Below are 22955 nucleotides of genomic sequence, written 5' to 3' on the forward strand. Positions count from 1 at the left end.
GCCTATGCCGTCTGACTGGGAGCGTGGGCTCGCGGTCGTGGCACATCCCGATGACCTGGAATACGGTGCTTCCGCGGCCATCGCGCGGTGGGTCGACGAAGGCCGCTCGATGGTCTACGTCCTCGCCAGCCGTGGCGAGGCAGGCATCGACGGGCTTGCCCCGGAGGAGTCCGGGCCGTTGCGTGAGCGTGAGCAGATCGAGGCGGCCAGGATCGTCGGTGTGTCCGAAGTGGAATTCCTGGACCACGCGGACGGTGTGATCGAGTACGGCGTTGCGTTGCGCCGCGACCTGGCCGCCGCGATCCGCAGGCATCGGCCGGAGATCATTGTCACGCTGAACTTCGCGCCGGCCTGGCCCGGCGGGTACCGCAACTCGCCGGACCACCGCAATGTCGGCGAGGCCCTGCTGGACGCCGTCGGTGACGCCGGAAACCGCTGGATATTCCGGGATCTGGAGCTGGAGCCGTGGAACGGCGTGCGCTGGGTGGCGGTGGCCGGTTCACCACAGGCCACGCATGCCGTCGATGTCACGTCCAGTTTGGACCGTGGGGTCGAATCCCTGCAGGCGCACAAGGCATACCTGGAAGCCCTCGGGCCCGGGCCGATGTCGGACCCGAACACCTTCCTGCGTGAGGCGGCGCAGCAGGCTGCCGCCAGGTTCGGCGGCAAGCCCGCTGCGACGTTCGAACTGATTCCCTGCTAACTGCGGAACGGGCCGGTCACCTCGAAGGTGACGCCTGCGAAGACGCTGTTGGAAGTGCCGCGCTGTGAGGAGAAGTAGAGCCTCTTGCCGTCCGGGCTGAAGGCGGGCCCGGTGATCTCCGAACCGTCGTGCCCGTTCACCCGGAGGAACGGCGCGACGACGAGGTTGGACGTGATGAGGCAGATCTCCATGTTGCCGCCGTCTTCCGCGACGAACAGGTCGCCCGCGCTGGAGCGTGTCACGTTGTCCACACCGGTCAGCGGCGGTGTGCCGGGGCTGACGAGCGAGTCGTCGTAGGTCAGGCTGATCGAGCTGTTGGCCGCGTCGTACGCCCAGACCCGGTTGTCGCCCTTGGTGGTGAACCAGCAGACCCCGGCCGCGTAGTAGCAGCCCTCGCCGCCGTTGAACCGCTTGGCGCCGGCGACCTGGCCGCGCGTTGCCGGGCTGCCGTCCGGGTCCGGTACCTGCTTCCAGGTGACCGGGCCGCTGGTCTGCGAGTCCGTGCCGATCAGCACTTCCAGCCGGCCCGCGGACAGATCGCCCCAGGTGTTCGGGATGAACCGGTAGAAGCAGCCGTCGGGCACGTCCTCGGTCAGGTAGATGACCTTGCGCTCAGGGTCGGCCGCGCACGCCTCGTGCTTGAAGCGGCCCATCGCCGGGCGGCGGATCGCGGCCTTCACACCGAACGGATCGGTCTCATACACGTAGCCTCGGTCGATTTCCTCACAGGAAAGCCAGGTGTTCCAAGGGGTCGCGCCGCCTGCGCAGTTGACGCTGGTGAAGTTGAGCGTGCGGTACGCGTCCACGATGTTGCCGCCTGCGTCGAACTTCACCGACCCCACGCCGCCGACGAGCGGGACTTCGCTGTTCGACGTGTAGATCCAGCCTGTTCCGTCGGCGAAGCACGCCCCACCGTCAGGCGCTGAGTGCCAGGTGTACGACGTGCTGGCCACGCGCTGCCCGGACCGGGCGATGATCCGGCTGGTGAAGTTGCTCGGTAACGACACGCCGTTGGCGTCAGCGGCCTGCAGCGGGCCGTACGGGCTCGGTCCGGGCTGGGCGGTCGCGGCGAACGCGTCGTGCCAGGACGCTCCGCCGAACGCGGCAGCGGCCGCACCGACGACGCCGACACGTAAGAAGTCACGACGTTCCACTGTTGAACTCCGTTCGCGGTGGGTACAGGGCCAGTTGCAACGTGTAACGAACGTAGTGTCGCGCAGTGACAGCTGCGCCAACACCCGACGAACTGATGGGATGGGTGGCATGACGACACCACCCGTTGCCGTGATCACCGGGGCGGCGCAGGGGATCGGCCGTGAGGTCGCCCGTGTGCTTGCTGCCCGTGGCTACGCGACTGTTCTGACTGACCTGCAGGAACCCGCTGAAACCGGTGCGTTGACAGTGCTCGGTGACGTGAGTGACCCGGATAGCGTGGCTTCGCTGGCCAGTCAGGTGCGCTCGACGTTCGGCCGGGTGGACGTGCTGGTCAACAATGCCGGTGTGTCGCTGCTGCGGCCTGCTGAGGAGACGACAGCCGAGCAGTGGCGCCGGGTGATCGACGTGAACCTGACCGGGCCTTTTCTGCTCTGCCAGGAATTCGGCCGGGACATGCTCGCCGCCGGGTCGGGCTCGATCGTGAACATCGCCTCCATCGCCGGGTTGCAGGGCGTGTCCGACCGCGCTGCCTACAACGCGAGCAAGCACGGGTTGATCGGCCTGACGCGGACGCTGGCCGCCGAGTGGGGCGGCCGGGGCGTGCGCGTGAACGCGGTGTGCCCGGGGTGGGTGAAGACCGAGATGGACGTCGCCGACCAGGCCAGTGGCGGATACACCGACGACGACATCACTGGTCAGGTGCCGATGGGACGGTTCGCTGCGCCCGGGGACATTGCGTCGGCCGTCGCATTCCTTGCTGATTCCGGGATGTCGGGCTTCATCAACGGTGTCGCGTTGCCGGTCGACGGTGGCTGGACGGCCGACGGCAGCTGGACTTCGCTGCGACTGCGGAAACGTTAGAGACGTCAACGTTGTCATTCATGCGCATGCCTGAAGAACTTCTCCGCCTTCAACACTGAACTCCGCGCTGCCTCGTGTTTGCCGGTGAAAGCCGCCAGGCTTTCCCGGCGCACGGCATCCGGCCGGCGGCCGAGCATGGCGGCCACCAGCCCGGCCGGTGAGATGCCGGACATCAGTCCAGTGTGGACGGCCTCGCCGTCGCGCAGCACGGTGATCCGGTTGCAGATCTGGTAAAGCTCGTCGAGCTGGTGGCTGACGTAGATCACTGCCACATCCCGCTCGTGCAGCCCGCGGATCACGTCGAAGAGAGTGTCTATATCGGACGGTTCCAACGAGGACGCGGGCTCGTCCATGATGACGATGCGGGCGTCGGTGTTCACGGCCCGCGCGATCGCGACCATCTTCTGGATGTCGGGGCTCAACGATCGCAGCTCCTGGCGCGGATCGATGAAGATGCCCAGTGACTCCAGCAGTCTCGACGCGGCCTGGTGCATGTGCCGCGAGCAGACCAGTCCCAGCCGGTTGCGAGGTTCGCGGCCCCGGAACAGGCTGGCGCTGACCGACAACGCGCCCGCCGGGCGGGCGTCCTGGTGGACCGTGCTGATGCCGCGTTGCTGTGCGTCCTGGGTTCCCTTGAACCGCACCGGTTCGCCTTTGTGGAACAGCAGTCCCTGATCGGGCTGGTACACCCCGGTCAGCACCTTGACCAAAGTGGACTTGCCCGCGCCGTCCACGCCGGCCAGCCCGTGCACCTGGCCCCGCTCCAGCAGGAAGTCCACGCCCTTGAGGGCGGGCGTGCCGGCGAGGTGTTTGGTGACGCGGACAGCCTCGAGCAAATGAGCCTCCGTCTGGCCTTCGGGGTAGGACGGACGCCGATCGTCCTTGGTGACGGCGTGTGTCCTATTAGTTATGCCCGGTAGACCAATCGTCAAGAATTGACACGGTGACGATCGAAAGTGATCGGTCGGGAGCGGAAAACCGATCAGCGCAACGGTGTTTTGTTTCCCATGGTGCTCACTACGCGATGTAGATCTTGACGCCGGAGGCTCGTAGAGCTGCGAGTTCCGCTGGATCGGCGCGGGAGTCGGTCACCACATGGGATATCCGCGCGGCCGGAACGGTCTGGACCATTGTGTCCACTCCGATCTTCGTGTTGTCCACCAGCGCCACCACTTCGGTCGCCGCTGCGGCCATCGCGCGGTCGATTCCGGCGACGCCGGCGTTCGGTGTCGACATGCCCCGGGCCGCGGTCAGGCCGTTGCTCGACAGGAACGCCCGCTGCACGCGCAGGGTCGCCAGGCTCTCCTCGGCCGAGCTGCCGACCAGGGCGTAGATCGAACCGCGCAGCAGTCCGCCGGTGACCATCACCTCGATCCCGGGTGATCGCGCAAACGCTTGCGTGACCAGCAGCGAGTTCGTGACCACGGTCAGCTCGGGCAGCCTGGCCAGCCGTTTGGCCAGCGCCTGGGTAGTGGTTCCGGCGCCGATGACGATGGCATCGCCAGGTGCGACGAGCTCGGCGGCAAGATCGGCGATCGCGGCCTTCTCGTCGCTGGCGACCCCGGCCTTCTCGGTGTAGCTCGGTTCGTACGCCGTCCGGTCGTTGGCGACCGCGCCGCCGTGCCGCCGCGCGAGCATGCCCTCGGCTTCCAGGTGGCGCAGATCGCGCCGGACCGTCACCTCGCTCGTCTTGACGATCCTGGCCAGTTCACGCAGCGACACTGCGCCGTTGGACCGGACCAATTCAAGGATGACCTGACGGCGTTCGGCGGCGAACATGCGCCGAGATTAACGTGATCACTTCTGATCGGACAGTGACCGGTTTTGACGTCCTCCCCACGGTTGACCCGGGGGATTCCAACCCGCTACCTGTACTCAGAGAGTGAGAGGCGCGAGTTGAGGTTCGCGGTTCACGGCCCCGCCCAGTGGCTGGAGGGCTCCCCGCGCTGTCACCGCCCGTCCGGCGGCGATATTCTTTGCCGCGTTCACATCGGCATGGCAGACGAACCTGCAGGCGACACACTGGAACACCGCTTTGCTCTTGCGGTTCTCCGGCGCGATGTACCCACAGGCCGAACACTGCTGCGAGGTGTACGCGGCCTTGACCTTTTCCATCCGACCTGGTGCCTTGTGGTCGAGCCGAGTTACCAGCATTCCCCATCCGTTGGCCAGGATGCCCCGGTTGAGCCCGGCCTTCTGCCGCACACCACGGCCCGGCTGATCGAGGGTGCCCTTCGCCGAGCGGGTCATGCCTCGAATGGAGAGTGCCTCCACCCGGATCACGTCACATCCGCGTGCCAGACTGGTGGACGTCTTCTCCACCCAGTCCTTCCGTCGATCCGTGACACGTGCGGCCAGGCGCGCGATCGCGCGTTTGACCCAGCCGCGCCGGTTCGATCCCCGCTTGCGGCGAGCCAACGCGCGGCGCAAGCGATCCAGCCGGTGCTGCTCGCCTGCTGTCAGGCCAGCCGGTAACGAGGCATGACCCAATGTCAACAGCCAGTAACAGCAATTCGGGACACGCCACACTGGATCGATGGCATCGTTTCCTGTCCACGCCTCAAGGTGCGGTCTCCACCGATCGGCGTCCTAGGACCGCTGCCGAGTCAGCCAGTCGTCGATCTCGGTGAGGGTCTTGGTCCGGGCCGGCTCGGCGGACAGGAACAGGTCGTGCAGGCCGTCCGGGATCTCCACCACCGTGACACGCTTGCCCAGGCGTGGCGCGAATTTGATCATGTCGGCGACGTCGAGCACGGTGTCCGCGGTCATCGCGTCCTGCGCCCAGGCCTTGGCGTGCAGCCAGCTGCGGCTGGAGTGCAGCACGAGCACCGGCGCCTGGATGTCCAGTCCGGCCTGCAGCCGGGCGTGCCCGATCCGGATCGCCCGCAGCCAGCCGGCCAGTACCGGGAAGGCGTTGATGGGCTTCATCTTCAGATCGAACTCCCACTCACCGTGGTGGTTTTTGTGGATGCTCTGGCCGTACACGCCGCCGAGGCCGTTGCGGATCACCAGCTTCGGCGCGATCCGGCCGACGCCCTTGATCACCGCCGTGCCGATCGTGCGCATCACCCACGGCTCGGCCAGTTCGAACCACGGGCTGTTGAGGATCAGGCCGTCGACCGGGTAGTCCTTGCGCGCGTCCAGCCACAGTGGCGTGATCAGGCCGCCTGTGGAGTGCGCCATCACGGTCAGCCGTTCGTGGCCGTCCTCGCGCATCAGCTCGACGGCCGCGTCGAGCTCCTCGAAGTACTCGGTGATGTCCAGCACGAAGTTCGGCGTGTCGCCGTCGCGCAGGGACCGGCCGTAGTAGCGCAGGTCGACGGCGTAGAAGTCGAAGCCCTGAGCGGTGAAATGCTCGGCGACGTGCCGCTGGAAGAAGTAGTCGGCGAAGCCGTGCACATAGAGGATCGCGCCGCGCGCCTGCTCGGCCGGAACCCGCACCAGGGTGGCGAACTTGCCGCCAGCGAGAGGCAGCGTCCGTGCCTCGAAGTCGTCGGTCACCCGCGCAGATTAGCCCGTGGGTGTGACTAATTCGATGTGCCTCGTGGCGCGAGTCATGGGGTCGAGAGGGCATGCTGTCCGGCATGCACACAGAGCCGCACTACCTGGCCGGTCTTAACCTCGCTGGCCGCCGGGTTGTCGTCGTGGGCGCGGGCACCGTCGCTCAACGCCGCCTGCCCCGGTTGGTGTCCGCCGGTGCGCGGGTCGAGGTTGTCGCACCGTCAGCAACCCCGGCCGTCCAGGCGATGGCAGACAACGGTGAGATCGTCTGGCACCAGCGGCCCTACGAGCCCGGCGACCTCGCTGACGCCTGGTACGTCGTCAGCTGCGCCTCGGACCCTGCTGTAAACGCCGCCGTGTCTGTCGAAGCCGAACGCGTGCGTGTCTTCTGTGTCCGTGCTGACGCCGGAACTGAGGGAAGCGCCGTCACGCCCGCCGTCGGCGACCACGACGGTCTGCTCGTTGGCGTGCTCGCTGGCGGTGAATACCGTCGTTCGGGAGCCGTACGGGACGAGATCCTCGACGCTCTGCGTGAGGGACGCGTGACCGCACGGCCCGAGCGTTCCGAACTCCCCGGCGTCGCCCTGATAGGTGGCGGCCCCGGCGACCCCGAACTGATCACCGTTCGCGGCCGACGCCTGCTCGCCCGCGCCGATGTCGTCGTCGCCGACAGGCTTGCCCCGCGGGAGTTGCTGGACGACCTGCCACCCCAGGTGGAAGTGGTGGACGCGGCGAAGATCCCCTACGGCCGGGCGGCCTCCCAGGACTTCATCAACACAACCTTGGTGGAGAACGCCCTGGCCGGAAAATTCGTGGTACGCCTCAAAGGCGGCGACCCCTACGTGTTCGGCCGCGGCTTCGAAGAACTCATCGCGTGCGCCCAAGCGGGCGTGCCGGTCACTGTTGTCCCCGGCGTCACGTCGGCTTTCGCGGCGCCCGCGGTTGCCGGTGTTCCGGTGACCCACCGCGGCGTAGCCCACGAAGTGGTAGTGGTATCAGGCCATGTCAGCCCAGACTCCGAAGCGTCCCTTGTGGACTGGTCAGCCCTGGCCCGGTTGCGCGGAACCATCGTCCTGCTGATGGGAGTCGAACGAATAGCAGCCTTCGCCGACACCCTCATCGCAGGAGGCCGCCCCACCGACACCCCAGTCGCAGTCGTCCAGGAGGGCACCACCCGCAACCAACGCGTACTAAGGTCCACTTTGGACAGAGTGGCGAAAGATGTGCAGGCGGAAGGGATCCGCCCACCCGCCATCATAGTCATCGGCCCAGTCGCCGGCCTGTCGGAACTGGGCTGAACGCAGAAACCCCGAACACGACAAACCCCGGCCTGACCAGGCCGGGGTTTGTCAGTTTCAGGCTGGATGTCTTGCTTACTCGGCTGCTACGCGGCGGGGGGAGGTGCGGCCGCCGTCGCGTTTGCCGCGGAAGGAGCGGTTGCCGCCGTGGGCTGAGCCGTGGCCGGCGTCGCGCTTGCTGCCGCGGTCTCGGTCGCGGTCACCGAATTTGCCGGTGCGGTCGCCGAACTTGCGGTTGCCGCCCTTGTAGCCGCCGCCTGCGCGGGGGGCCTTGGGACGGCGGGCGGGGATCTCGCGCTCGGGCACTGGCTCGCCGCTGGGGACGCGGGCGCCGGTGATGCGGATCAGTTCGGCGTCGCCTGGGCGGACCTTGATGTTGTGGGCGCGGACGCCTGCGCGTTCGGTCATCCGGCGGACGCCGTGCCGCTGGTCGTGGGTGACCAGGGTGACGACGGTGCCGGACTGGCCTGCGCGGGCGGTGCGGCCGGCGCGGTGCAGGTAGTCCTTGGGGTCGGCCGGCGGGTCGACGTGCACGACGAGGCTTACGTCGTCCACGTGGATGCCGCGGGCCGCGACGTCGGTGGCGACGAGCACGGGCGTGTGGCCGTCCTTGAACTCGGCGAGCACGCGGGTGCGGGCACCCTGGGCCTTGCCGCCGTGCAGTGCGCCGGCGTTGACACCGATCGAACGCAGCCGGGTGGCGAGCCTGTCGACGTGGTGCTTGGTGCGCACGAACATGATCGTGCGGCCCTCACGGGCGGCCACCTCGGCGACCACGGCCGGCTTGTCCTCGCGGGAAACCAGCAGCACGTGGTGGTCCATTGTGGTCACGCTGGCGGTCGGCGGCGCGACCGAGTGGGTGACCGGGCTCTTCATGTACTGCCGGATCAGTTGGTCGACGTCGCCGTCGAGCGTCGCGGAGAACAGCAGGCGCTGGCCCGTCGGGTCGGTCAGGTCCATGATCTCGCGAACCTGGGGCAGGAAGCCCATGTCCGCCATCTGGTCGGCCTCGTCGATGGCCGTGTACAGAATGTCGTGCAGGACAACGGTGCCCTGGCGCACGTGGTCGGACAGCCGGCCCGGGGTGGCGATCAGCAGATCGACTCCGCGGCGCAGCGCCTCGGCCTGCTTGACGAAGGACATTCCGCCGACGGCGGCACGGCACCACAGGCCGAGCGCGCGGGCCAGCGGCGACAGCGCGTCGCTCACCTGGAGGGCGAGCTCACGGGTGGGCACGAGGATCAACGCACGCGGGCGCTTCGGCTTGGCGCGGCCACCATCCAGTTGGGACAGCAGCGCGAGGCCGAAGGCGAGGGTCTTGCCGGAACCGGTCTGCGCCCGGCCCAGCACGTCCTTGCCGGCCAGGGCGTCGGGCAGCGTGGCTGCCTGGATCTCGAAGGGTTCGGTGATGCCGGCCTGGGACAGCGCGGCGAGCAACGGCTGGGGCAGGCCCAACTGGTCGAACGTGGGTAGCACGAAAACCTCTCGGAAGTTGGCACGTCCCGAGCAGGTTTCTCCGGCCGGACGAGCCCGGCGCGCGGCGGCGCCGATGGATGGGAAGAACCGGCGGCCCGCTGGCCGCTCGCAGTTCCTGATCAGCTTACCTGACTGCCAACACCGGATTCGAACCGATTAGTCCCGCTGTGATCTACCGTACGTTCTACGCCTGCGTACGAACCTGGTTGCCGGCAAGCGAGTCCTGCTCAGATCACCAGTTCCAGCGCGGCCGGGCCGGTCTGCTCCACGTGCAGATCCGCCTTGGCGGCAATGGAGATCACCGCTTTCACGGTGGCAGGTTCGCGACTCGCAGTCGACAACGCGCGGGCGAGTTTGCCTTTGTACGCTTTGTTGAAATGCGTCACGGCGAGTCGGCGGCCGTTCGCTTCCTGTGAAACAACGCGGACCGTTACCGCGCCGGGAATCTTGGCCAATCCGGCGTACGGCCCGGAACGCATGTCGATCACCAGGCCGTCCAGCCCTGCCAGAACAGGTTCCAGTACGGGCCGCCACAAAGCGCCCAACGGGCCCACGCCAGGGATCGCGCTCGACGCGGAGAGCCGATACGCGGGCACGTGATCATCCGCCCGGACAAGGCCGAACAGTGCGGACGCGACCGCGAGCCGCCCGGACGCGCGCCCAAGCTCGGCCTTGGTCATGCCCGTCACGTCCAGAGCGTCGTAGAGCACGCCTGTGTACCGCGACAGCGCGGGCATCGTCGGCGACGACCGCAGTGCCGCGTTGCGCTCGACCTCACCGGACTGACGCTCGGAGATCCCGAGCGCGGTCAGGCTGGCGGCCACATCACCCGCCAGGTCGACAAGCGCGGAACAGAGCTTCTCCCGGACCGGGTCCAGTTCGGGGAAGGACAGCGTGATCCGGTCGAGTGACGGGCCACTGCCGCCCTCGGCCTTGGTCTCCGACGGCGGAAGCAGCACGAGCACGGCAAACGAGTGTACTTACTGCTCCTGCTGGCCCACACAGAACACGTTGCCTGCCGGGTCGGCCAGCACAACCCAGCTCAGGCCGGGCATTTTCTGCTCGTCCACGATGGTCGCGCCGAGCCCGACCAGCCGGTCGACCTCGCCTTCGCGGTCGTCGGTGTGCATGTCGAGGTGGACCCGGTTCTTGCCCACGAGCTCCTCGGGCACGCGCTGCAGGCCGAGGCCCACCGAGCCGCCGCCCCACGGCGCGAGGATGACGAAATCGCCGTTGTAGTCCTGGGACACCTCCGTGCGGAGGGCCGCTGTCCAGAATCTGGCCAGCTCACGGGGCTCGGCGCAGTCGATGGTGACCATTACGAGTTGCATGCTCCGCACGCTAGACCCAGCCTCTGACATTTGGGATGGCTTGGTCGCGCTGGTCGTTTACGCGCCGCAACGCGCCCGACATCGCCCCGGCCACGGCGATAACCTGCCCAGAGCGAAGATGTCGGCTGCGTGGGGCGGGGTGGAAATGACCGGCTTTGGCGACCAAGCCCGTCCGAGCGGAGCGAGGACATGGACACGCACGATCGATTGGGTGAATAGGCGAATTGTCCTGATCGACCAGACCCTGTTGCCGGGCACGCTCACCACGATCGAGATCGACACCGTCGACGAGTTGATCGACGCCATCAAACGCCTCGCGGTCCGCGGAGCGCCCGCACTCGGCGTCGCCGGGGCGTTGGGTGTCGCGTTGGCCGCCACGAACGGGTCGGATGTGCCCAAAGAGGCCGAGAAACTGCGGAAAGCCCGTCCGACGGCCGTGAACCTGGCCTGGGGAGTCGATCGTGTACTCGCCAAGGGCAGCCCGGAGGAGATGGTCGCCGAAGCCGTCCATGTCCTCGAAGACGACATCCGGCGCAATGCGGACCTGGGCAGGAGAGGCGCGCAGTGGCTGATCGACAGGGTCGGTCCGCGCGTGAACGTCCATACGCATTGCAACGCGGGCGCGCTCGCCTGCGTTGAGTGGGGCACAGCCCTCGGTGTCGTACGTGCGCTCAAGGAGCGCGACGCGTTGGGGCATGTCTACCTGGACGAGACCCGTCCGTTGCTGCAAGGAGCACGGCTGACGGCGTGGGAGCTTGCGCAAATGGGCGTCGAGCACACGGTCGTGGTGGACTCCGCTGGGCCGACCGTCGTGGCAAGGAGGCTCGCTGACGCCGTGGTCGTCGGCGCGGACCGGATCGCGGCCAACGGCGACGTGGTCAACAAGATCGGCACTTATCCGCTCGCCCTGGCCGCCGCTCGCGCCGGGATCCCGTTTGTCGTGGCCGCGCCGGAATCCACGATCGACCCGCACACGCCGGACGGCGAGTCGGTGGAGATCGAGATCCGGGACGCCGCCGAGATCCTGCACCCGGACTCGCCCGGTGCCAGCAAAGCGCTGAACTACGCCTTCGACGTCACCCCGGCCGACCTGGTCACCGCGATCGTCACGGACGAACGGATCATCAATGGAAAACCGTTGGACTGAAACGTCTCCAGACCCGATCGACGACTGTGTGCGGGCTTCCCGGCTGCTGGGTGCCGAGCCGGATCTGGTGCTGCACGGCGGCGGCAACACCTCGGTCAAGTTGATCCAGCCGGACATCACCGGCCATGAGGTGGAAGTCCTGTACGTCAAGGGAAGCGGCTGGGACCTGGCCAGTATCGAACGCCCCGGGTTCGCGCCGTTGCGGCTGACTCGCCTGCGGCAGCTGCTGACTCTGGAATCGTTGCCGGACAACCAGATGATGAACGAACTCCGGTGTGCGCTGCTGGACGCGAAAGCGCCCGATCCGAGCGTGGAAACGTTGCTGCACGCTGTGTTGCCGCACAAGTCCGTGCTGCACAGCCATGCCGACGCGGTGATCACTTTGACCAACCTGCAGCAGCCGTTGGTCAAAGAGGTCTACGGCGACAAAGTCGTGGTGGTCCCCTATGTGATGCCCGGTTTCGGCCTGGCCCGCACGTGCGCCGAGCTGTTCCCGGGGCAGTTCACCGACGACACCATCGGCGTGGTGCTGATGAACCACGGTCTGTTCACGTTCGGCGACACCGCCAAAGAGGCCTACGACCGGCACATCCAGCTGGTCACCGAGGCCGAGGCGTACATCAGCGGCTCATTCGCCCCCAAAGTGGCTTTCGGAGCATCCAGTGCTCCGAAAGCCACTATGGGGGCAACCTTGGAGCTTGCGAGGCTCCGCAACCAGATTGGGCCGATGATCGTGACCAGGCATACCGACGCGCAGACCATGGCCTTTGTCGGCCGGCCGGATCTCGCCGATGTCGCCACCAGGGGCCCGGCCACCCCGGACCACGTCATCCGCACCAAACGAGTCCCGCTGGTCGGTCGCGACATCGACGGCTACCGACGGGCTTATGAGCAGTACTTCCACGACAACGCGACCGCCGAGAAGATCATGCTGGACCCGTTGCCGCGCGTGATCCTGGACCCTGAGCTGGGCATGCTCACGATTGGCCGTCGCGCCAAGGACGCCGATATCGCGGCGGACATCTACCGGCACACGATCAAGATCATCGAGGATGCCGAACGGATCGGGACATATCAGGCGTTGTCGGCCAAGGACCTGTTCGACATGGAGTACTGGGAGCTGGAGCAGGCCAAACTCAAGCTCGCCGGCGCACCCGCGGAGTTCACCGGCGAGACGGCACTGGTCACGGGAGCCGCGTCCGGCATCGGCAAGGCCTGCGTGCAGGCGCTACGGGCCAAAGGTGCGAGCGTGATCGGCCTGGACCTGACCGAGACCGACAGCGCGGCGGACTACCTCGGTCTGCAGGCCGACGTGACCGACTCCGAGAGTGTCGCCAAGGCGATCGCGGCAGGTGTGGAGCGGTTCGGCGGGATCGACATGGTGGTGCCGTCCGCAGGCGTGTTCCCGCCCAGCACCCCGATCGCGCAGCTTGACGCCAAGACCTGGCGGCGGACGCTGGCGGTGAACACAGACGCCATCGCGGAGCTGTTCACGCAGGTCCACCCGTTGCTGAAGCTCGCGCCCAACGGCGGCAGGGTGGTCCTGATCGCGTCCAAGAACGTGCCCGCACCTGGCCCCGGAGCAGCCGCGTACTCAGCCTCGAAGGCAGCCGTGACGCAGCTGGCACGAGTCGCGGCCCTGGAGTGGGCGCCGGACCGGATCCGGGTGAACGCGGTCCATCCGGACGCCGTTTTCGACACCGGCGTCTGGACACCGGAAGTCCTCGCGCAACGCGCCGCCCACTACGGACTCGCAATCGAGGAGTACAAGCGCCGCAACCTGTTGAGGACCGAGGTGACCAGTGCCGCGGTCGGCCGTCTGGTGGCCGAAATGTGCTCCCGGACGTTCGCGTTCACCACCGGCGCCCAGGTGCCGATCGACGGCGGGAACGAGCGCGTGGTTTAACCGGTTGGAAGTGGGCCAACGGCCTTCACTACCCTGCTTTGCACACCCGCAGCAAGGAGTGAACGCCGTGATCACCAGGATGTCGTCGCTGTTCCTACGCACTTTGCGTGAGGATCCGGCGGACGCCGAGGTACCCAGCCACCGGCTGTTGGTACGCGCCGGCTACGTCCGCCGGGTTGCCCCGGGCGGTTACTCCTGGCTGCCGTTGGGCATGCGTGTGCTGCGCAAAGTCGAGAACATCGTCCGCGAGGAGATGGACGCGATGGGCGCGCAAGAGATCCAGTTCCCCGCGCTGCTGCCCCGCGCGCCCTACGAGGCCACCAACCGGTGGACCGAGTACGGCCCGAGCGTGTTCCGGCTCAAGGACCGCAAGGGCGACGACTACATGCTGGGCCCCACGCACGAGGAGCTCTTCACGCTGACTGTGAAGGGCGAGTACAGCTCGTACAAGGACTACCCGGTCATCCTGTACCAAATCCAGACCAAGTACCGCGACGAGGCGCGTCCCCGCGCGGGCATCCTGCGTGGCCGTGAGTTCGTGATGAAGGACTCGTATTCCTTCGACCTCGACGACGAGGGCCTGGCGCGTTCGTACCAGCTGCACCGCGACGCGTACATCAAGACGTTCGACCGGCTCGGTATGGAGTACGTGATCGTCAAGGCCACGTCCGGTGCGATGGGCGGCTCGGCGTCGGAGGAGTTCCTGGCCGTCGCGGCGTCCGGTGAGGACACTTACGTCCGCAGCACCGGCTCGGACTACGCGGCCAACGTGGAGGCGGTCACCACTCCCGCGCCCGCTGAGCAGTCCATTGAGGACAAGCCGGACGCGCAGGTGCACCACACGCCCAGCACGCCGACCATCGAGACCCTGGTCGACTTCCTGAACAACGCCGAGCTGGGCCGGAAGTTCACCGCGGCCGACACGCTCAAGAACGTGCTGCTCAAGATCCGCCAGCCCGGCGAGAAAGAGTGGACGTTGCTGGGCGTCGGCGTGCCCGGCGACCGCGAGGTCGACATGAAGCGCCTCGAAGCCTCGCTCGAGCCCGCCGAGGTCGCACTGCTGGAGGAGAAGGACTTCGCCGCGAATCCCTTCCTGGTCAAGGGATACATCGGCCCGGGCGCGCTGGCCGCGAACGGCGTCCGCTACCTCGTCGACCCCCGGATCGTGCGCGGCTCGGCGTGGGTCACGGGCGCGGACAAGGCCGACCACCACGTGGTGGACCTGGTGTGCGGCAGGGACTTCACGCCGGACGGCACGATCGAGGCCGCCGAGGTCCGGGAAGGCGACCCCGCGCCGGACGGCACGGGCACCCTGGTCGCCGCCCGCGGTATCGAGATCGGGCACATCTTCCAGCTCGGCCGTAAGTACGCCGACGCGTTCTCACTCGACGCGCTGGGCCCGGACTCGAAGCCGATCCGGATCACGATGGGTTCGTACGGCATCGGCGTTTCCCGCGCGGTGGCGGTCATCGCCGAGCAGTACAACGACGAGAAGGGCCTGGTGTGGCCCCGCAACGTCAGCCCGTTCGATCTGCACATCGTGATGACGGGCAAGGACGACAGCATCCGTGAGTACGCCGAGAAGCTCGCCGGTGAGCTCGACGCGGCCGGTGTGGCCGTGCTGCTGGACGACCGCAAAGCGTCGCCGGGCGTGAAGTTCGCGGATGCCGAGCTGATCGGCGTGCCCACGATCGTCGTGGTCGGCCGTGGCCTGGCCAACGGCCTGGTGGAGGTCAAGGACCGCGCGTCGGGCGAGCGCACCGAGATCGCGGTCGGCGAGATCGTCGAGCACCTCAAGGCCCTCGTCAACAGCTGAGTTTTGTGCCCCCAAAGTGGCTTTCGGAGCATCCAACGCTCCCAACGCCACTTTGGGGGCAAAGCCCCAAGCTAGTTGGCGGCGTGCATGCTGGTGACGATCTTCTGCAGGTCGGTTTCCGGCACGGCCTGGGCGAAGTCCTGGTCGGCGAACGCGGCGATCACCACGCTGGTCTTCTCTTCCGGCTTGGTCTCCAGCACCACGACGCTGACTGTCGCCTTGGCCGGCGTGCATTTGTCTTCTGGCCCAGGCGTGATGTCGGCCTTCGCGGTCACGGTGTAGCCCCGCTTGTCGCGGTCGATGCTCACCGGCGTCGGCTGGCCCATGGTGACCTGGGGCTTGGTGTTGTTCTTGGTGTGGAAGACCGCGTCGAGGATCTTCTGGGCGCCGGCGATCGACTGGGCGGCGTTGTCACCGGAGTTCGTCACGGTTGTCACGCCTGCCATCGCCCGGAACGACGTGGGGGCGCCGGGGCAGTAGCCCTTCTGGAAGATCGCGGGGGTGAACAGGGTGAACCTGTTGCCGTCCGGGCCGAACGCGGCCGAGGTGGTCAACGGCTCCCAGTTCGACGGCACGTCATAGGCCTTGGAGGTCTGCAGGTTCTTGCCGTCGTTGATCGGGATCACTTTCCAGCCGGCCACCTTGGGTGCGCCGGTTGCCTTCGGCTGCAACGGATTGCCGCCAGGTCTGGCCGAAGAAGAGACGGAGCCCTGCGCCGCGAGCGGCACGCCCGAGGTCGGCTGGCTGGGGCCGACGACGATGAGGGTCACGACGAGCCCGACGACCACCACCGCCGCGACCACGACCGCGAGTAACAGGCCGGTCGCTTTCTTCTTCTCTTCCGGGGGTTCGGCGTAGTAGCCGAGGCCTTGATATCCCCCACCTGGAGCAGTCACAGGCCTGAGACTAGTGCCCGTTCACCGACTGCCGGTCCAGAACCGTGGAAAGCACTTTCGCGGTGTCCGACAGGTCGCGGAACACCGCGTGCGCACCGGCTTCCCGCAGGGATGTAAGGCTGTGGCGACCTGTTGCGACGCCGATCGCGACGGCGCCGTGGTGCAGCGCGGCGTTCACGTCGTGCGGGGTGTCGCCGATCACGACCACGCAATCCGGTTCGAACCCGCCGTGTTTCTCGCCGGCCAGCCGCATCGCCGCGGACACCAGGTCGCTGCGTTCGGCCGACAGCGAGCCATATCCGCCGATCTCCAGGTCGATGTGCTCGAGCAGACCGAACGGCGCCAGCTTCACCTGCGAGACCTCGGGGAGGTTGCCGGTGACGAGCGACTGCACGACGTGGTCCAGACCGCCGAGTGCGGTGACGATCTCGGTCACGCCCGGCAGGACATGCCCACGTTCGGGTAGCAGGTCACGGTCCGCCTCGGCGATCGCGACCAGTTCGGTGAAGATCAGCTGGATCTCCTCCTCGGTGGCCGCCGCGCCGTGCGCCGAGAGCAACTCGTGCGTGATGGCACGTTCGGTCCTGCCCGGAAACGCTGGTAGATGCGACAGGGACAGGCCCAGGGCGTTGGAAAGCGCGGCCGAGTACCACTCCTGGCCGATGCCGGCCAGGTCGACCAGGGTCAGATCGATATCCCACAGTACGAGCGTTCGGTTACCCACTCGCTCATAGTGACACGATCGGGCGACCTCTTCGGCGTGTCGAAGGTCTGTTGACATTCCCAGTTTGCAATGCAAACCTAACTGCATCGCAATCGAATTGGGGGTTCGCAATGACAGAGAGCCCGGCCGAGCTGCTCGGCGATCTGCGCAGGCTGCGCAGCAAAGTCCGGCGTGACCGGCATGGCTATGCCCTGCCGTTGCTGATGTTCGGAGTCCTGATCCTGGCGGCGTCCCTGTGCTACGCCGACCGGCCGTGGCCCGATCCGATTCCGGCCGAGGGGGTCTACTTCGAGAGCGTGCCCGGACCGTTCCCGGCGTTCGAATACCGGCGGGCGCTCTTGGTGCACAACCCGTTGCTGATCCAGTGGTACTGGATGCTGACCCTGCTGATCGGGTTCGCGGTCACGACGTGGTGGTACCGCCGCAGGGCCGAGCTGATCGGCGTGGAGACCGACCTCCGCGGCTGCCTGATCACGGCAGGCGCCGCACTGACCGGCCTGGTGTTCGGCGTGCCGGTGCTCGAGACGACCGCGGCGCCCCGCAACACCCTGTACTCCACGCCCGATGTCAACCTGCCGATCCTGATCATCTCGGCAGTGGCGTCGGCCGCGGTCTTCTTCGTGGGTGTGCGCTGGAAAAGGCTGCGCGAGCTCAGTTTGTTCGTGGGCACTCTGCTGGCGACTGTGGCGTTCGCGGCAGTGGGCGTCTACATGATCAACGGCCTGTCGGCGCTGCTGGTCGTCGCCGCGGCCTTGCTCTTCCTCGCCTGGATCGAGCGAAGCGTGTTGCTCGGCGTGGTCGGCGTGCTGTTCACTGCGGCAGCCCTGCACGCCAACCTCGAAGGCTTGTCGGAGTACCTCAGCAGCGGGCTACGCGATGTCGACGGGCGACTGATCCTGTTGCAGGACCTCGCGCTGCCTGGCGCCGTTCTGCTCCTCGGCGGCCTGGTGGCAGTCGCTCAGTCGAAGCGGGCGACGCGGTGAGCGCACACCCGACAAGCGATCTCAATGACGTTGTGCACCAACGGCATCGGCTCGGCATCCTGACCATCGCGGCGGAGTCCAAACGGGTCGAGTTCGGCTACCTCAAGGACGCGCTGGAACTCACCGGTGGCAATTTGTCCCGGCACATAACGGTTCTCAACGATGCCGGGCTGGTCGACATCGAAAAAGGCTATGAGGGCAAGCGTCCCAAGACCTGGGTCGCGATCACCGACGCCGGCCGGACCGCGCTCGCCGCCGAGATCGCTGCCCTACGCGCTTTGCTCGCCAAGCACGATCAGTAGCCGCGGACGCTGTTGATGATTTTCTGCGACTCCGCCTCATTCGGGGGAGGCGGAGTCGCAGGGCCACCAGTCAAATCGGTGTTGACCAGCAGAAAACTGTAGGTGTCCGGGCCTTCCAGCATCAGTACGGACACTTTTCCCTGGGACGCCATGCAAGCGTTGCCGGTGGTCGTGATGGTCGCGTCCACCTGAACGGCTTTGATCGGCTTGCCTTCGGTGGTCTTGGCACTCACCTGCTTGGGCGGGCCGACCTGCGCCGACGGCTGGGCGCTGCCGTAGAACTCCTCGCCGAGCGCCTTGGCCATATTGGCGGCTGCCTCTGCGAGATTGCTCTTCTTGACTGTGCCGCCGCCCATGCCGCCACGGCTGTACCGCTTGCCCTCACACGTATAGCTCGCCAGTGTGGCAGGCGAGGACAGGACCACGTCAGGTTGTGTCTTGCTGGTCACGGTGCCGCCCGGGGAAGGCGTCCAGGCCGGTGGGACCTCGTAGATCAGCGACGCCTTCTCGTTCTTGATCACGCTCCAGCCCGCGTTCTGCGGCTCCAGTTGGGCCGTGCCCTGGCTGGCAGTTGTGGTCTCCGGGGTGCTGGTGGCCGGCTGGTTCTGCGCTTGTGGCTCGTCGGAGGAGCGGTTGACGAGCACGATCGTCACGACCGCGCCGATGATCACGACGAGCGCCGCGATCGCGAAGATCACGACCAGGCGGCCGCGTTTGCGCGGCGGCTGGCTGCCTGGCTGTGGGAAATACCCGAGTCCCTGATACTGCTGGTGGCCCCAGTTCTGTTGGGGCTGGCCATTGCCTGGGTACACCGCAGGGACGGTAACCGATTACTGTCAGCTCGCGAAGCGGAGGCTCTGCACGATCAGGTCGAGCCGCTCCGGGTCGGCGAGCGGGGTCGGCTGCTCCGGGCCAGGCGTGGCATCCGCGGCGACGACCAGTACGGAATTGCCCGCGGGCGTCGTGACCGCGACCACTGTGACGGTGCCTTTGCTGCTGGCACAAGGGTCTGTGGATTCGTTGAGTGTCGCTTCGGCACGGACGATCGCGCCCTGCGCTCCGTTGATCGTGGTCGGCTTGGGCTTGTCGACCTTCACGGCTGCTGTCTGATGGCCGTCGCTGTACTGGTCGGCCGCCACGGCCGCGGCCAGTTCTGAAGCCACCCGGCTCGGCTTGCGGTCGTTCGGCGTCACGCCACTGGCCGCGAAAGCGCGCCCGTACTCGGCGCCCTGGCAGGTGTAGGGACCCCAGTCGGCGAGGTGGCCCAGCTTGACGCCGTTCGACGTGGTGAGCGACTCCTCCTGGTCTGCCAGCTCCCAGTCGGGCGGAACCTCGTAGGCCAGGTGCGTCGCCGGATCGGACACCGGCTGCCAGGTGGTGTGCGGCGCCGCAGCCGCGGGCTCGTCGAAGTGCGCGGCAGGAGGCTGAGCGCCACGCCGCAGCAAGGACGCGGCCGAGATCCCGCCGACCACGAGCAGCGCCGCGACGGCGCCGAGGGTGATCAGCAGTCGAGTCGACCGTCGCAAAACCACGTCTGCACGGTAGCTGCTCGTGACGTGAGCTGCCGAACAGGGGTGTTAATCCAACGCGTGTTGATTTTGGACAGAGCCGGGGCGTACGCTCATCCCGAATTCAACAGATGATGAGAAAACAGCACGAGATGGATCACTTATGACCGCAAAAGCATTGGTCGCGGGCCTGATCGGGGCCTTGGTCGCGGCCGTACTCGGGCTCCTGACGTTCGGAGCGCAGGCCACGGTGGACCCCGACCACCTCCCACTGGCCGTCGAGGCGCCGCCCGGCCCGATGAGCCAACTCGCCCAGCGTGTCGCAAGCCAAGGTGGCGAACACGTGGAGTGGCACGTCGTCCCGCCTGGCGAGGGCAGCAGGCTGCTTGAGGACAAGGAGGTCTACGGCGTCCTGCAACTCGGGCAGCCGGTCAAGGTCCTGCTGTCCGGCGCGATCAACCCTGGCGGCACACAGGTCACGCAGCAGGTACTCACCGGCGCGGCGCAGACGTTGGCCGCTTCCATCCCGGACGGCGCGCCGCCGCAGACAATCACGTTGCACCCGGCCAGTGCGGCAGGCCGGGTCGCGCCCCTCGCGGGCAGTGCGTTGCTGTGGATCGCCGGACTGGCTGCCGGACTGTTGTTCGTGGCGCTGCGGACTCGTACCGGCGTCAAACCCGGTATCGCGGCCAGGATCACGTTGCCGCTCACGGCGAGTGTGCTGTCAGTAGGCGTTGTCGCGCTTCTGTTGCTGTTGTGGGATTCGAGCCTGGACCTTGGCTGGGACGTGCTCGGCTTCATGCTGCTGGCCGCGCTCGCGTTCACCGGTGTGCAAGGCGCTTTGCTGAAACTGCTGGGTTTGCGGGCCGCGGCGATCCTGGGACCGCTGTATCTCATCGCGCCTGCCGTTGCCGGACAGGTACCCGAGATGCTGCACCCGTTCTACCGCGACATCCTGTGGTCGTGGACGCCGTTCAGGTTCGCCGCCGAAGGCACCCGGAGTCTGTTGCAGGGCACGGGTTCCGCGCCGGACGTATGGACCGGCGTGATCGTGCTCGGCTCGATGGCGGTCGTCGGCCTGCTGGTGATCCTGCTGCCCGGCAAGCGAATCTCAGCCGGCCAGGAAACTGAGCCGGACCGTCCGAGTGGTGTTGTCCACGTTGGTGTCCACTAGGCAGACCGACTGCCAGGTCCCCAGTGCCATCTGCCCGTCGAGGACCGGCACGCTCGCGTAGGGCGGCAGGAACGCAGGCATCACGTGATCCCTGCCGTGCCCTGGCGAACCGTGCCGGTGCTGCCACCTCTTGCCCTTGGGCAGCAGGTCGCCCAGCGCGGTGAGCAGGTCGTCGTCACTGCCCGCGCCGGTCTCGATGATCGCCAGCCCGGCCGTCGCGTGCGGCACCCAGACGTGCAGCAGCCCGTCGGAGGCGTCCGCGTCGGCCAGGAAACGGCGGCACCGGTCGGTGAGGTCGTGCACGACCTCCTGCGATCCGGTCCGGATCTGTATCTGTTCGCTGTACATTCGGTTCTCCCCGGGAAAACGAGCCTGCCGTTGCCGATCATGCCGGGTAACGTACCCAGCGTGCGCATTGCATTCGGGCAGAGTTTCGACGTGCCGGACGGATATTTCAACACGGCGAGTATCGGGATCCCACCGAGAGTAGCCGCCGACGGTCTGGTGGACGCGGTCCGGCGCTGGCAGTCCGGATCGGACGTGCCGACCGATTTCGACTCCGACGTCCGCAATGCCCGTAAGGCCTGGGGTGCGCTGGTCGGCGTGGAGGAAAGCCGGGTTGCTTCTGGCGCAAGTGTTTCCCAGCTGATGGGCTTGGTCGCGGCGAGCATTCCGGACGGTGCGCGCGTGCTTACCGTCGGTGGTGAGTTCACCAGTGTCTCGTTTCCCTTTGCCTCGCAGGCACATCGCGGGGTGACGGTGACCGAAGTGGATCTGGCCGAGTTACCGTCCCATGTGGATCGCCACGATCTGGTCGCGGTCAGCGTCGTGCAGTCCGCCGATGGTGCCGTGCTCGATGTCGAGGCATTGCGAGACGCCGCAACGGCATCGGGCGCTCAGGTCGTGCTCGATGTCACGCAGGCCGCCGGCTGGATGCCGTTGCGACTCGACTGGGCTGACTGGGTCATCGGCGGTTGCTACAAATGGTTGATGTCCGCGCGGGGCGCGGCCTGGATGGCTGTCCGGCCGGATGCGATGGAGCGAACCGTTGCGCTGTCAGCCAATTGGTACGCGGGCGAGGATCCGTGGGCCGCGGTGTACGGGCTTCCGTTGCGGCTGGCCGCCGACGCCCGCCGATTCGATCTTTCGCCGGTGTGGTTCTCGCAGCTCACCGCCGCGATCGTGGTGCCGTGGCTGGCTTCCCTGGACATGGTGGCGGTCCGTGATCACTGCGTGGGACTCGCCGACGGACTGCTCGTCGCGCTCGGCTTGCCGCCCAAGGGGTCCGCGATCGTCTCGCTTCAGGGCGCGCATGCAGCCGGGCGATTGGCCGAAATCGGCGTGAAATCCAGTATTCGCGCAGGTCGGGTCCGGCTTGCCTGCCACCTGTACAACACCGCCGGGGATATCGAATCGGTACTGGCGGCACTACAGGGGTAGGTGACTGGGTACCGTGCTTGACGTGTCCGATCCTTACCGTCCGGGCCAGTACCCTCAGCCAGGCCTGGACCAGACCACGCGCATACCGCCACTGCGGTCACGGCAACCCATGCCGTCGCGCGCGCCCGAACCGCCGACGAACAAGACGCGTGAGTACGTGCTCAAAGGGCTCGGACTGCTGCTTGTCTCGGTGTTGTCGGGCATGCTCTGGTGGCTGATCCAGCAGGGCGGCAACGACCCTGGGCCCAGTGCCCAGGACAAGACCCCCGTGCAGCCGCAGACGAAGTTCAAGTTCGTCAAGCACGAGCAGGCCAACGCGCCCGTGATGGACAGCAACTGCGAGAGCAACTCGTACGAGAAGGTCAAGCAGTTCTTCGCCAAGAAGCCGTGCACACAGATGGTCCGTGAGCTCTACGTCACGACCGTGGACGGCAAGACGGCCTACAGCTCCGTCGCCATGGTGCGGATGACCAGCGCCGCGGACGCCGAGGAGCTCAAGAAGCTGACGGAGACCAACGGCACCGGCAACGTGACGGACCTCGTGCGCGCCGGCCGCGTCAAGGTGCAGGGCCTGAAGTCGTTGTCCAACGGTGCCTTCGCCGCCAAGGTCGTCGGCAACGACGTGATCATCGTCGAGTCGGACTTCGAGGGCGGCAGCAAGAAGGAGGACGAGGCCAAGCTCGAGGAAGTCAGCGACGAGGCCCTCACGATGGGCGACGCCCTGCGGAAGTGAG

Annotated in this window: 24 protein-coding genes; 11 read left to right on the forward strand and 13 right to left on the reverse strand. The window is 67.0% G+C overall.

The window, feature by feature from the left end:
• Positions 1 to 4: 4 nt before the first annotated feature.
• Positions 5 to 703, forward strand: coding sequence for a PIG-L deacetylase family protein (locus JOF56_RS21150; RefSeq protein ID WP_372448059.1), 699 nt, complete (start codon positions 5 to 7; stop codon positions 701 to 703).
• Here JOF56_RS21150 and JOF56_RS21155 read toward each other — a convergent pair.
• On the reverse strand, positions 700 to 1857 hold the full coding sequence (locus JOF56_RS21155; RefSeq protein WP_209640816.1) for an alkaline phosphatase PhoX: 1158 nt from the start codon (positions 1855 to 1857) through the stop codon (positions 700 to 702). The genes JOF56_RS21150 and JOF56_RS21155 overlap by 4 nt on opposite strands.
• 109 nt (positions 1858 to 1966) lie before the next feature.
• On the opposite strand from JOF56_RS21155, the gene JOF56_RS21160 reads away from it, so the two are divergent.
• Positions 1967 to 2719 carry an SDR family NAD(P)-dependent oxidoreductase gene (locus JOF56_RS21160; RefSeq protein ID WP_209640818.1) on the forward strand — a complete coding sequence of 251 codons (753 nt, stop codon included), beginning with the start codon at positions 1967 to 1969 and terminating at the stop codon, positions 2717 to 2719.
• A gap of 14 nt (positions 2720 to 2733) precedes the next feature.
• Here the strand turns inward: JOF56_RS21160 and JOF56_RS21165 are convergent, their stop codons facing one another.
• The 4 genes from JOF56_RS21165 to JOF56_RS21180 form a co-directional block, all read right to left on the reverse strand.
• A complete protein-coding gene (locus JOF56_RS21165; RefSeq protein ID WP_209640820.1) occupies positions 2734 to 3555 on the reverse strand; it encodes an ATP-binding cassette domain-containing protein in 822 nt (273 codons plus the stop codon).
• Positions 3556 to 3736: 181 nt separating this feature from the next.
• Entirely contained in the window at positions 3737 to 4498 is a 762-nt protein-coding gene (locus tag JOF56_RS21170; protein ID WP_209640822.1) for a DeoR/GlpR family DNA-binding transcription regulator, read from the reverse strand.
• Between the two features lie 96 nt (positions 4499 to 4594).
• Entirely contained in the window at positions 4595 to 5215 is a 621-nt protein-coding gene (locus JOF56_RS21175; RefSeq protein WP_209640824.1) for an RNA-guided endonuclease InsQ/TnpB family protein, read from the reverse strand.
• A gap of 93 nt (positions 5216 to 5308) precedes the next feature.
• Positions 5309 to 6220, reverse strand: coding sequence for an alpha/beta hydrolase (locus tag JOF56_RS21180; protein ID WP_209640826.1), 912 nt, complete (start codon positions 6218 to 6220; stop codon positions 5309 to 5311).
• Between the two features lie 83 nt (positions 6221 to 6303).
• Here JOF56_RS21180 and cobA point away from each other — a divergent pair, with 83 nt between their 5' ends.
• On the forward strand, positions 6304 to 7518 hold the full coding sequence (cobA, locus tag JOF56_RS21185; RefSeq protein ID WP_209640828.1) for a uroporphyrinogen-III C-methyltransferase: 1215 nt from the start codon (positions 6304 to 6306) through the stop codon (positions 7516 to 7518).
• A gap of 75 nt (positions 7519 to 7593) precedes the next feature.
• On the opposite strand, the gene JOF56_RS21190 is transcribed toward cobA, so the two are convergent.
• The 3 genes from JOF56_RS21190 to JOF56_RS21200 all read right to left on the reverse strand — a co-directional run bounded on the left by JOF56_RS21190 (position 7594) and on the right by JOF56_RS21200 (position 10325).
• Positions 7594 to 8994, reverse strand: coding sequence for a DEAD/DEAH box helicase (locus JOF56_RS21190; RefSeq protein ID WP_307855187.1), 1401 nt, complete (start codon positions 8992 to 8994; stop codon positions 7594 to 7596).
• A gap of 227 nt (positions 8995 to 9221) precedes the next feature.
• Complete coding sequence (gene yaaA, locus JOF56_RS21195; RefSeq protein WP_209640830.1) at positions 9222 to 9959, reverse strand: peroxide stress protein YaaA; 738 nt, start codon at positions 9957 to 9959, stop codon at positions 9222 to 9224.
• A 15-nt stretch (positions 9960 to 9974) separates the two neighbouring features.
• The gene (locus tag JOF56_RS21200; RefSeq protein ID WP_245378331.1) at positions 9975 to 10325 is read right to left on the reverse strand and encodes a VOC family protein; all 351 of its coding nucleotides are present in this window, start codon (positions 10323 to 10325) and stop codon (positions 9975 to 9977) included.
• 145 nt (positions 10326 to 10470) lie between these two features.
• Here JOF56_RS21200 and mtnA point away from each other — a divergent pair, with 145 nt between their 5' ends.
• The 3 genes from mtnA (at position 10471) to JOF56_RS21215 (ending at position 15194) form a co-directional block, all read left to right on the forward strand.
• Positions 10471 to 11472, forward strand: coding sequence for an S-methyl-5-thioribose-1-phosphate isomerase (mtnA, locus tag JOF56_RS21205; protein ID WP_209640831.1), 1002 nt, complete (start codon positions 10471 to 10473; stop codon positions 11470 to 11472).
• Positions 11453 to 13378, forward strand: a complete 1926-nt coding sequence (locus JOF56_RS21210) for a bifunctional aldolase/short-chain dehydrogenase (protein ID WP_209640834.1) — start codon at positions 11453 to 11455, stop codon at positions 13376 to 13378. Before mtnA ends, JOF56_RS21210 begins: the two co-directional genes overlap by 20 nt.
• Before the next feature lie 67 nt (positions 13379 to 13445).
• The gene (locus JOF56_RS21215) at positions 13446 to 15194 is read left to right on the forward strand and encodes a proline--tRNA ligase (protein WP_209640836.1); all 1749 of its coding nucleotides are present in this window, start codon (positions 13446 to 13448) and stop codon (positions 15192 to 15194) included.
• Between the two features lie 71 nt (positions 15195 to 15265).
• On the opposite strand, the gene JOF56_RS21220 is transcribed toward JOF56_RS21215, so the two are convergent.
• Together JOF56_RS21220 and JOF56_RS21225 are read right to left on the reverse strand one after the other, a co-directional pair.
• Positions 15266 to 16090, reverse strand: a complete 825-nt coding sequence (locus JOF56_RS21220; protein ID WP_209640838.1) for a DUF8017 domain-containing protein — start codon at positions 16088 to 16090, stop codon at positions 15266 to 15268.
• A 10-nt stretch (positions 16091 to 16100) separates the two neighbouring features.
• Entirely contained in the window at positions 16101 to 16814 is a 714-nt protein-coding gene (locus JOF56_RS21225) for an HAD family hydrolase (RefSeq protein ID WP_307855188.1), read from the reverse strand.
• 110 nt (positions 16815 to 16924) lie between these two features.
• On the opposite strand from JOF56_RS21225, the gene JOF56_RS21230 reads away from it, so the two are divergent.
• Positions 16925 to 17797 (forward strand): hypothetical protein, encoded by an 873-nt coding sequence (locus JOF56_RS21230; protein WP_209640842.1) that lies wholly within the window; start codon positions 16925 to 16927, stop codon positions 17795 to 17797.
• Positions 17794 to 18099: a transcriptional regulator gene (locus tag JOF56_RS21235; protein ID WP_209640845.1), complete on the forward strand. Its 306-nt coding sequence runs from the start codon at positions 17794 to 17796 to the stop codon at positions 18097 to 18099. Before JOF56_RS21230 ends, JOF56_RS21235 begins: the two co-directional genes overlap by 4 nt.
• On the opposite strand, the gene JOF56_RS21240 is transcribed toward JOF56_RS21235, so the two are convergent.
• Together JOF56_RS21240 and JOF56_RS21245 are read right to left on the reverse strand one after the other, a co-directional pair.
• Positions 18093 to 18911 carry a DUF8017 domain-containing protein gene (locus JOF56_RS21240; RefSeq protein WP_209640847.1) on the reverse strand — a complete coding sequence of 273 codons (819 nt, stop codon included), beginning with the start codon at positions 18909 to 18911 and terminating at the stop codon, positions 18093 to 18095. The two genes, JOF56_RS21235 and JOF56_RS21240, sit on opposite strands and share 7 nt — an antisense overlap.
• A gap of 24 nt (positions 18912 to 18935) precedes the next feature.
• The gene (locus JOF56_RS21245) at positions 18936 to 19631 is read right to left on the reverse strand and encodes a DUF8017 domain-containing protein (RefSeq protein ID WP_209640849.1); all 696 of its coding nucleotides are present in this window, start codon (positions 19629 to 19631) and stop codon (positions 18936 to 18938) included.
• Between the two features lie 139 nt (positions 19632 to 19770).
• Between JOF56_RS21245 and JOF56_RS21250 the strand changes: the two genes are divergently transcribed.
• The gene (locus tag JOF56_RS21250) at positions 19771 to 20781 is read left to right on the forward strand and encodes a YhgE/Pip domain-containing protein (RefSeq protein ID WP_209640851.1); all 1011 of its coding nucleotides are present in this window, start codon (positions 19771 to 19773) and stop codon (positions 20779 to 20781) included.
• Here the strand turns inward: JOF56_RS21250 and JOF56_RS21255 are convergent.
• Positions 20719 to 21129 carry a secondary thiamine-phosphate synthase enzyme YjbQ gene (locus JOF56_RS21255; protein WP_209640853.1) on the reverse strand — a complete coding sequence of 137 codons (411 nt, stop codon included), beginning with the start codon at positions 21127 to 21129 and terminating at the stop codon, positions 20719 to 20721. The two genes, JOF56_RS21250 and JOF56_RS21255, sit on opposite strands and share 63 nt — an antisense overlap.
• 60 nt (positions 21130 to 21189) lie before the next feature.
• Here JOF56_RS21255 and JOF56_RS21260 point away from each other — a divergent pair, with 60 nt between their 5' ends.
• The gene (locus JOF56_RS21260; protein ID WP_307855189.1) at positions 21190 to 22221 is read left to right on the forward strand and encodes an aminotransferase class V-fold PLP-dependent enzyme; all 1032 of its coding nucleotides are present in this window, start codon (positions 21190 to 21192) and stop codon (positions 22219 to 22221) included.
• Between the two features lie 22 nt (positions 22222 to 22243).
• Positions 22244 to 22954 (forward strand): hypothetical protein, encoded by a 711-nt coding sequence (locus JOF56_RS21265; protein WP_209640857.1) that lies wholly within the window; start codon positions 22244 to 22246, stop codon positions 22952 to 22954.
• The last annotated feature ends 1 nt before the right edge of the window (position 22955 follow it).

Source organism: Kibdelosporangium banguiense (assembly GCF_017876405.1).
In the GTDB taxonomy this organism is placed as follows: Bacteria; Actinomycetota; Actinomycetes; order Mycobacteriales; family Pseudonocardiaceae; genus Kibdelosporangium; species Kibdelosporangium banguiense.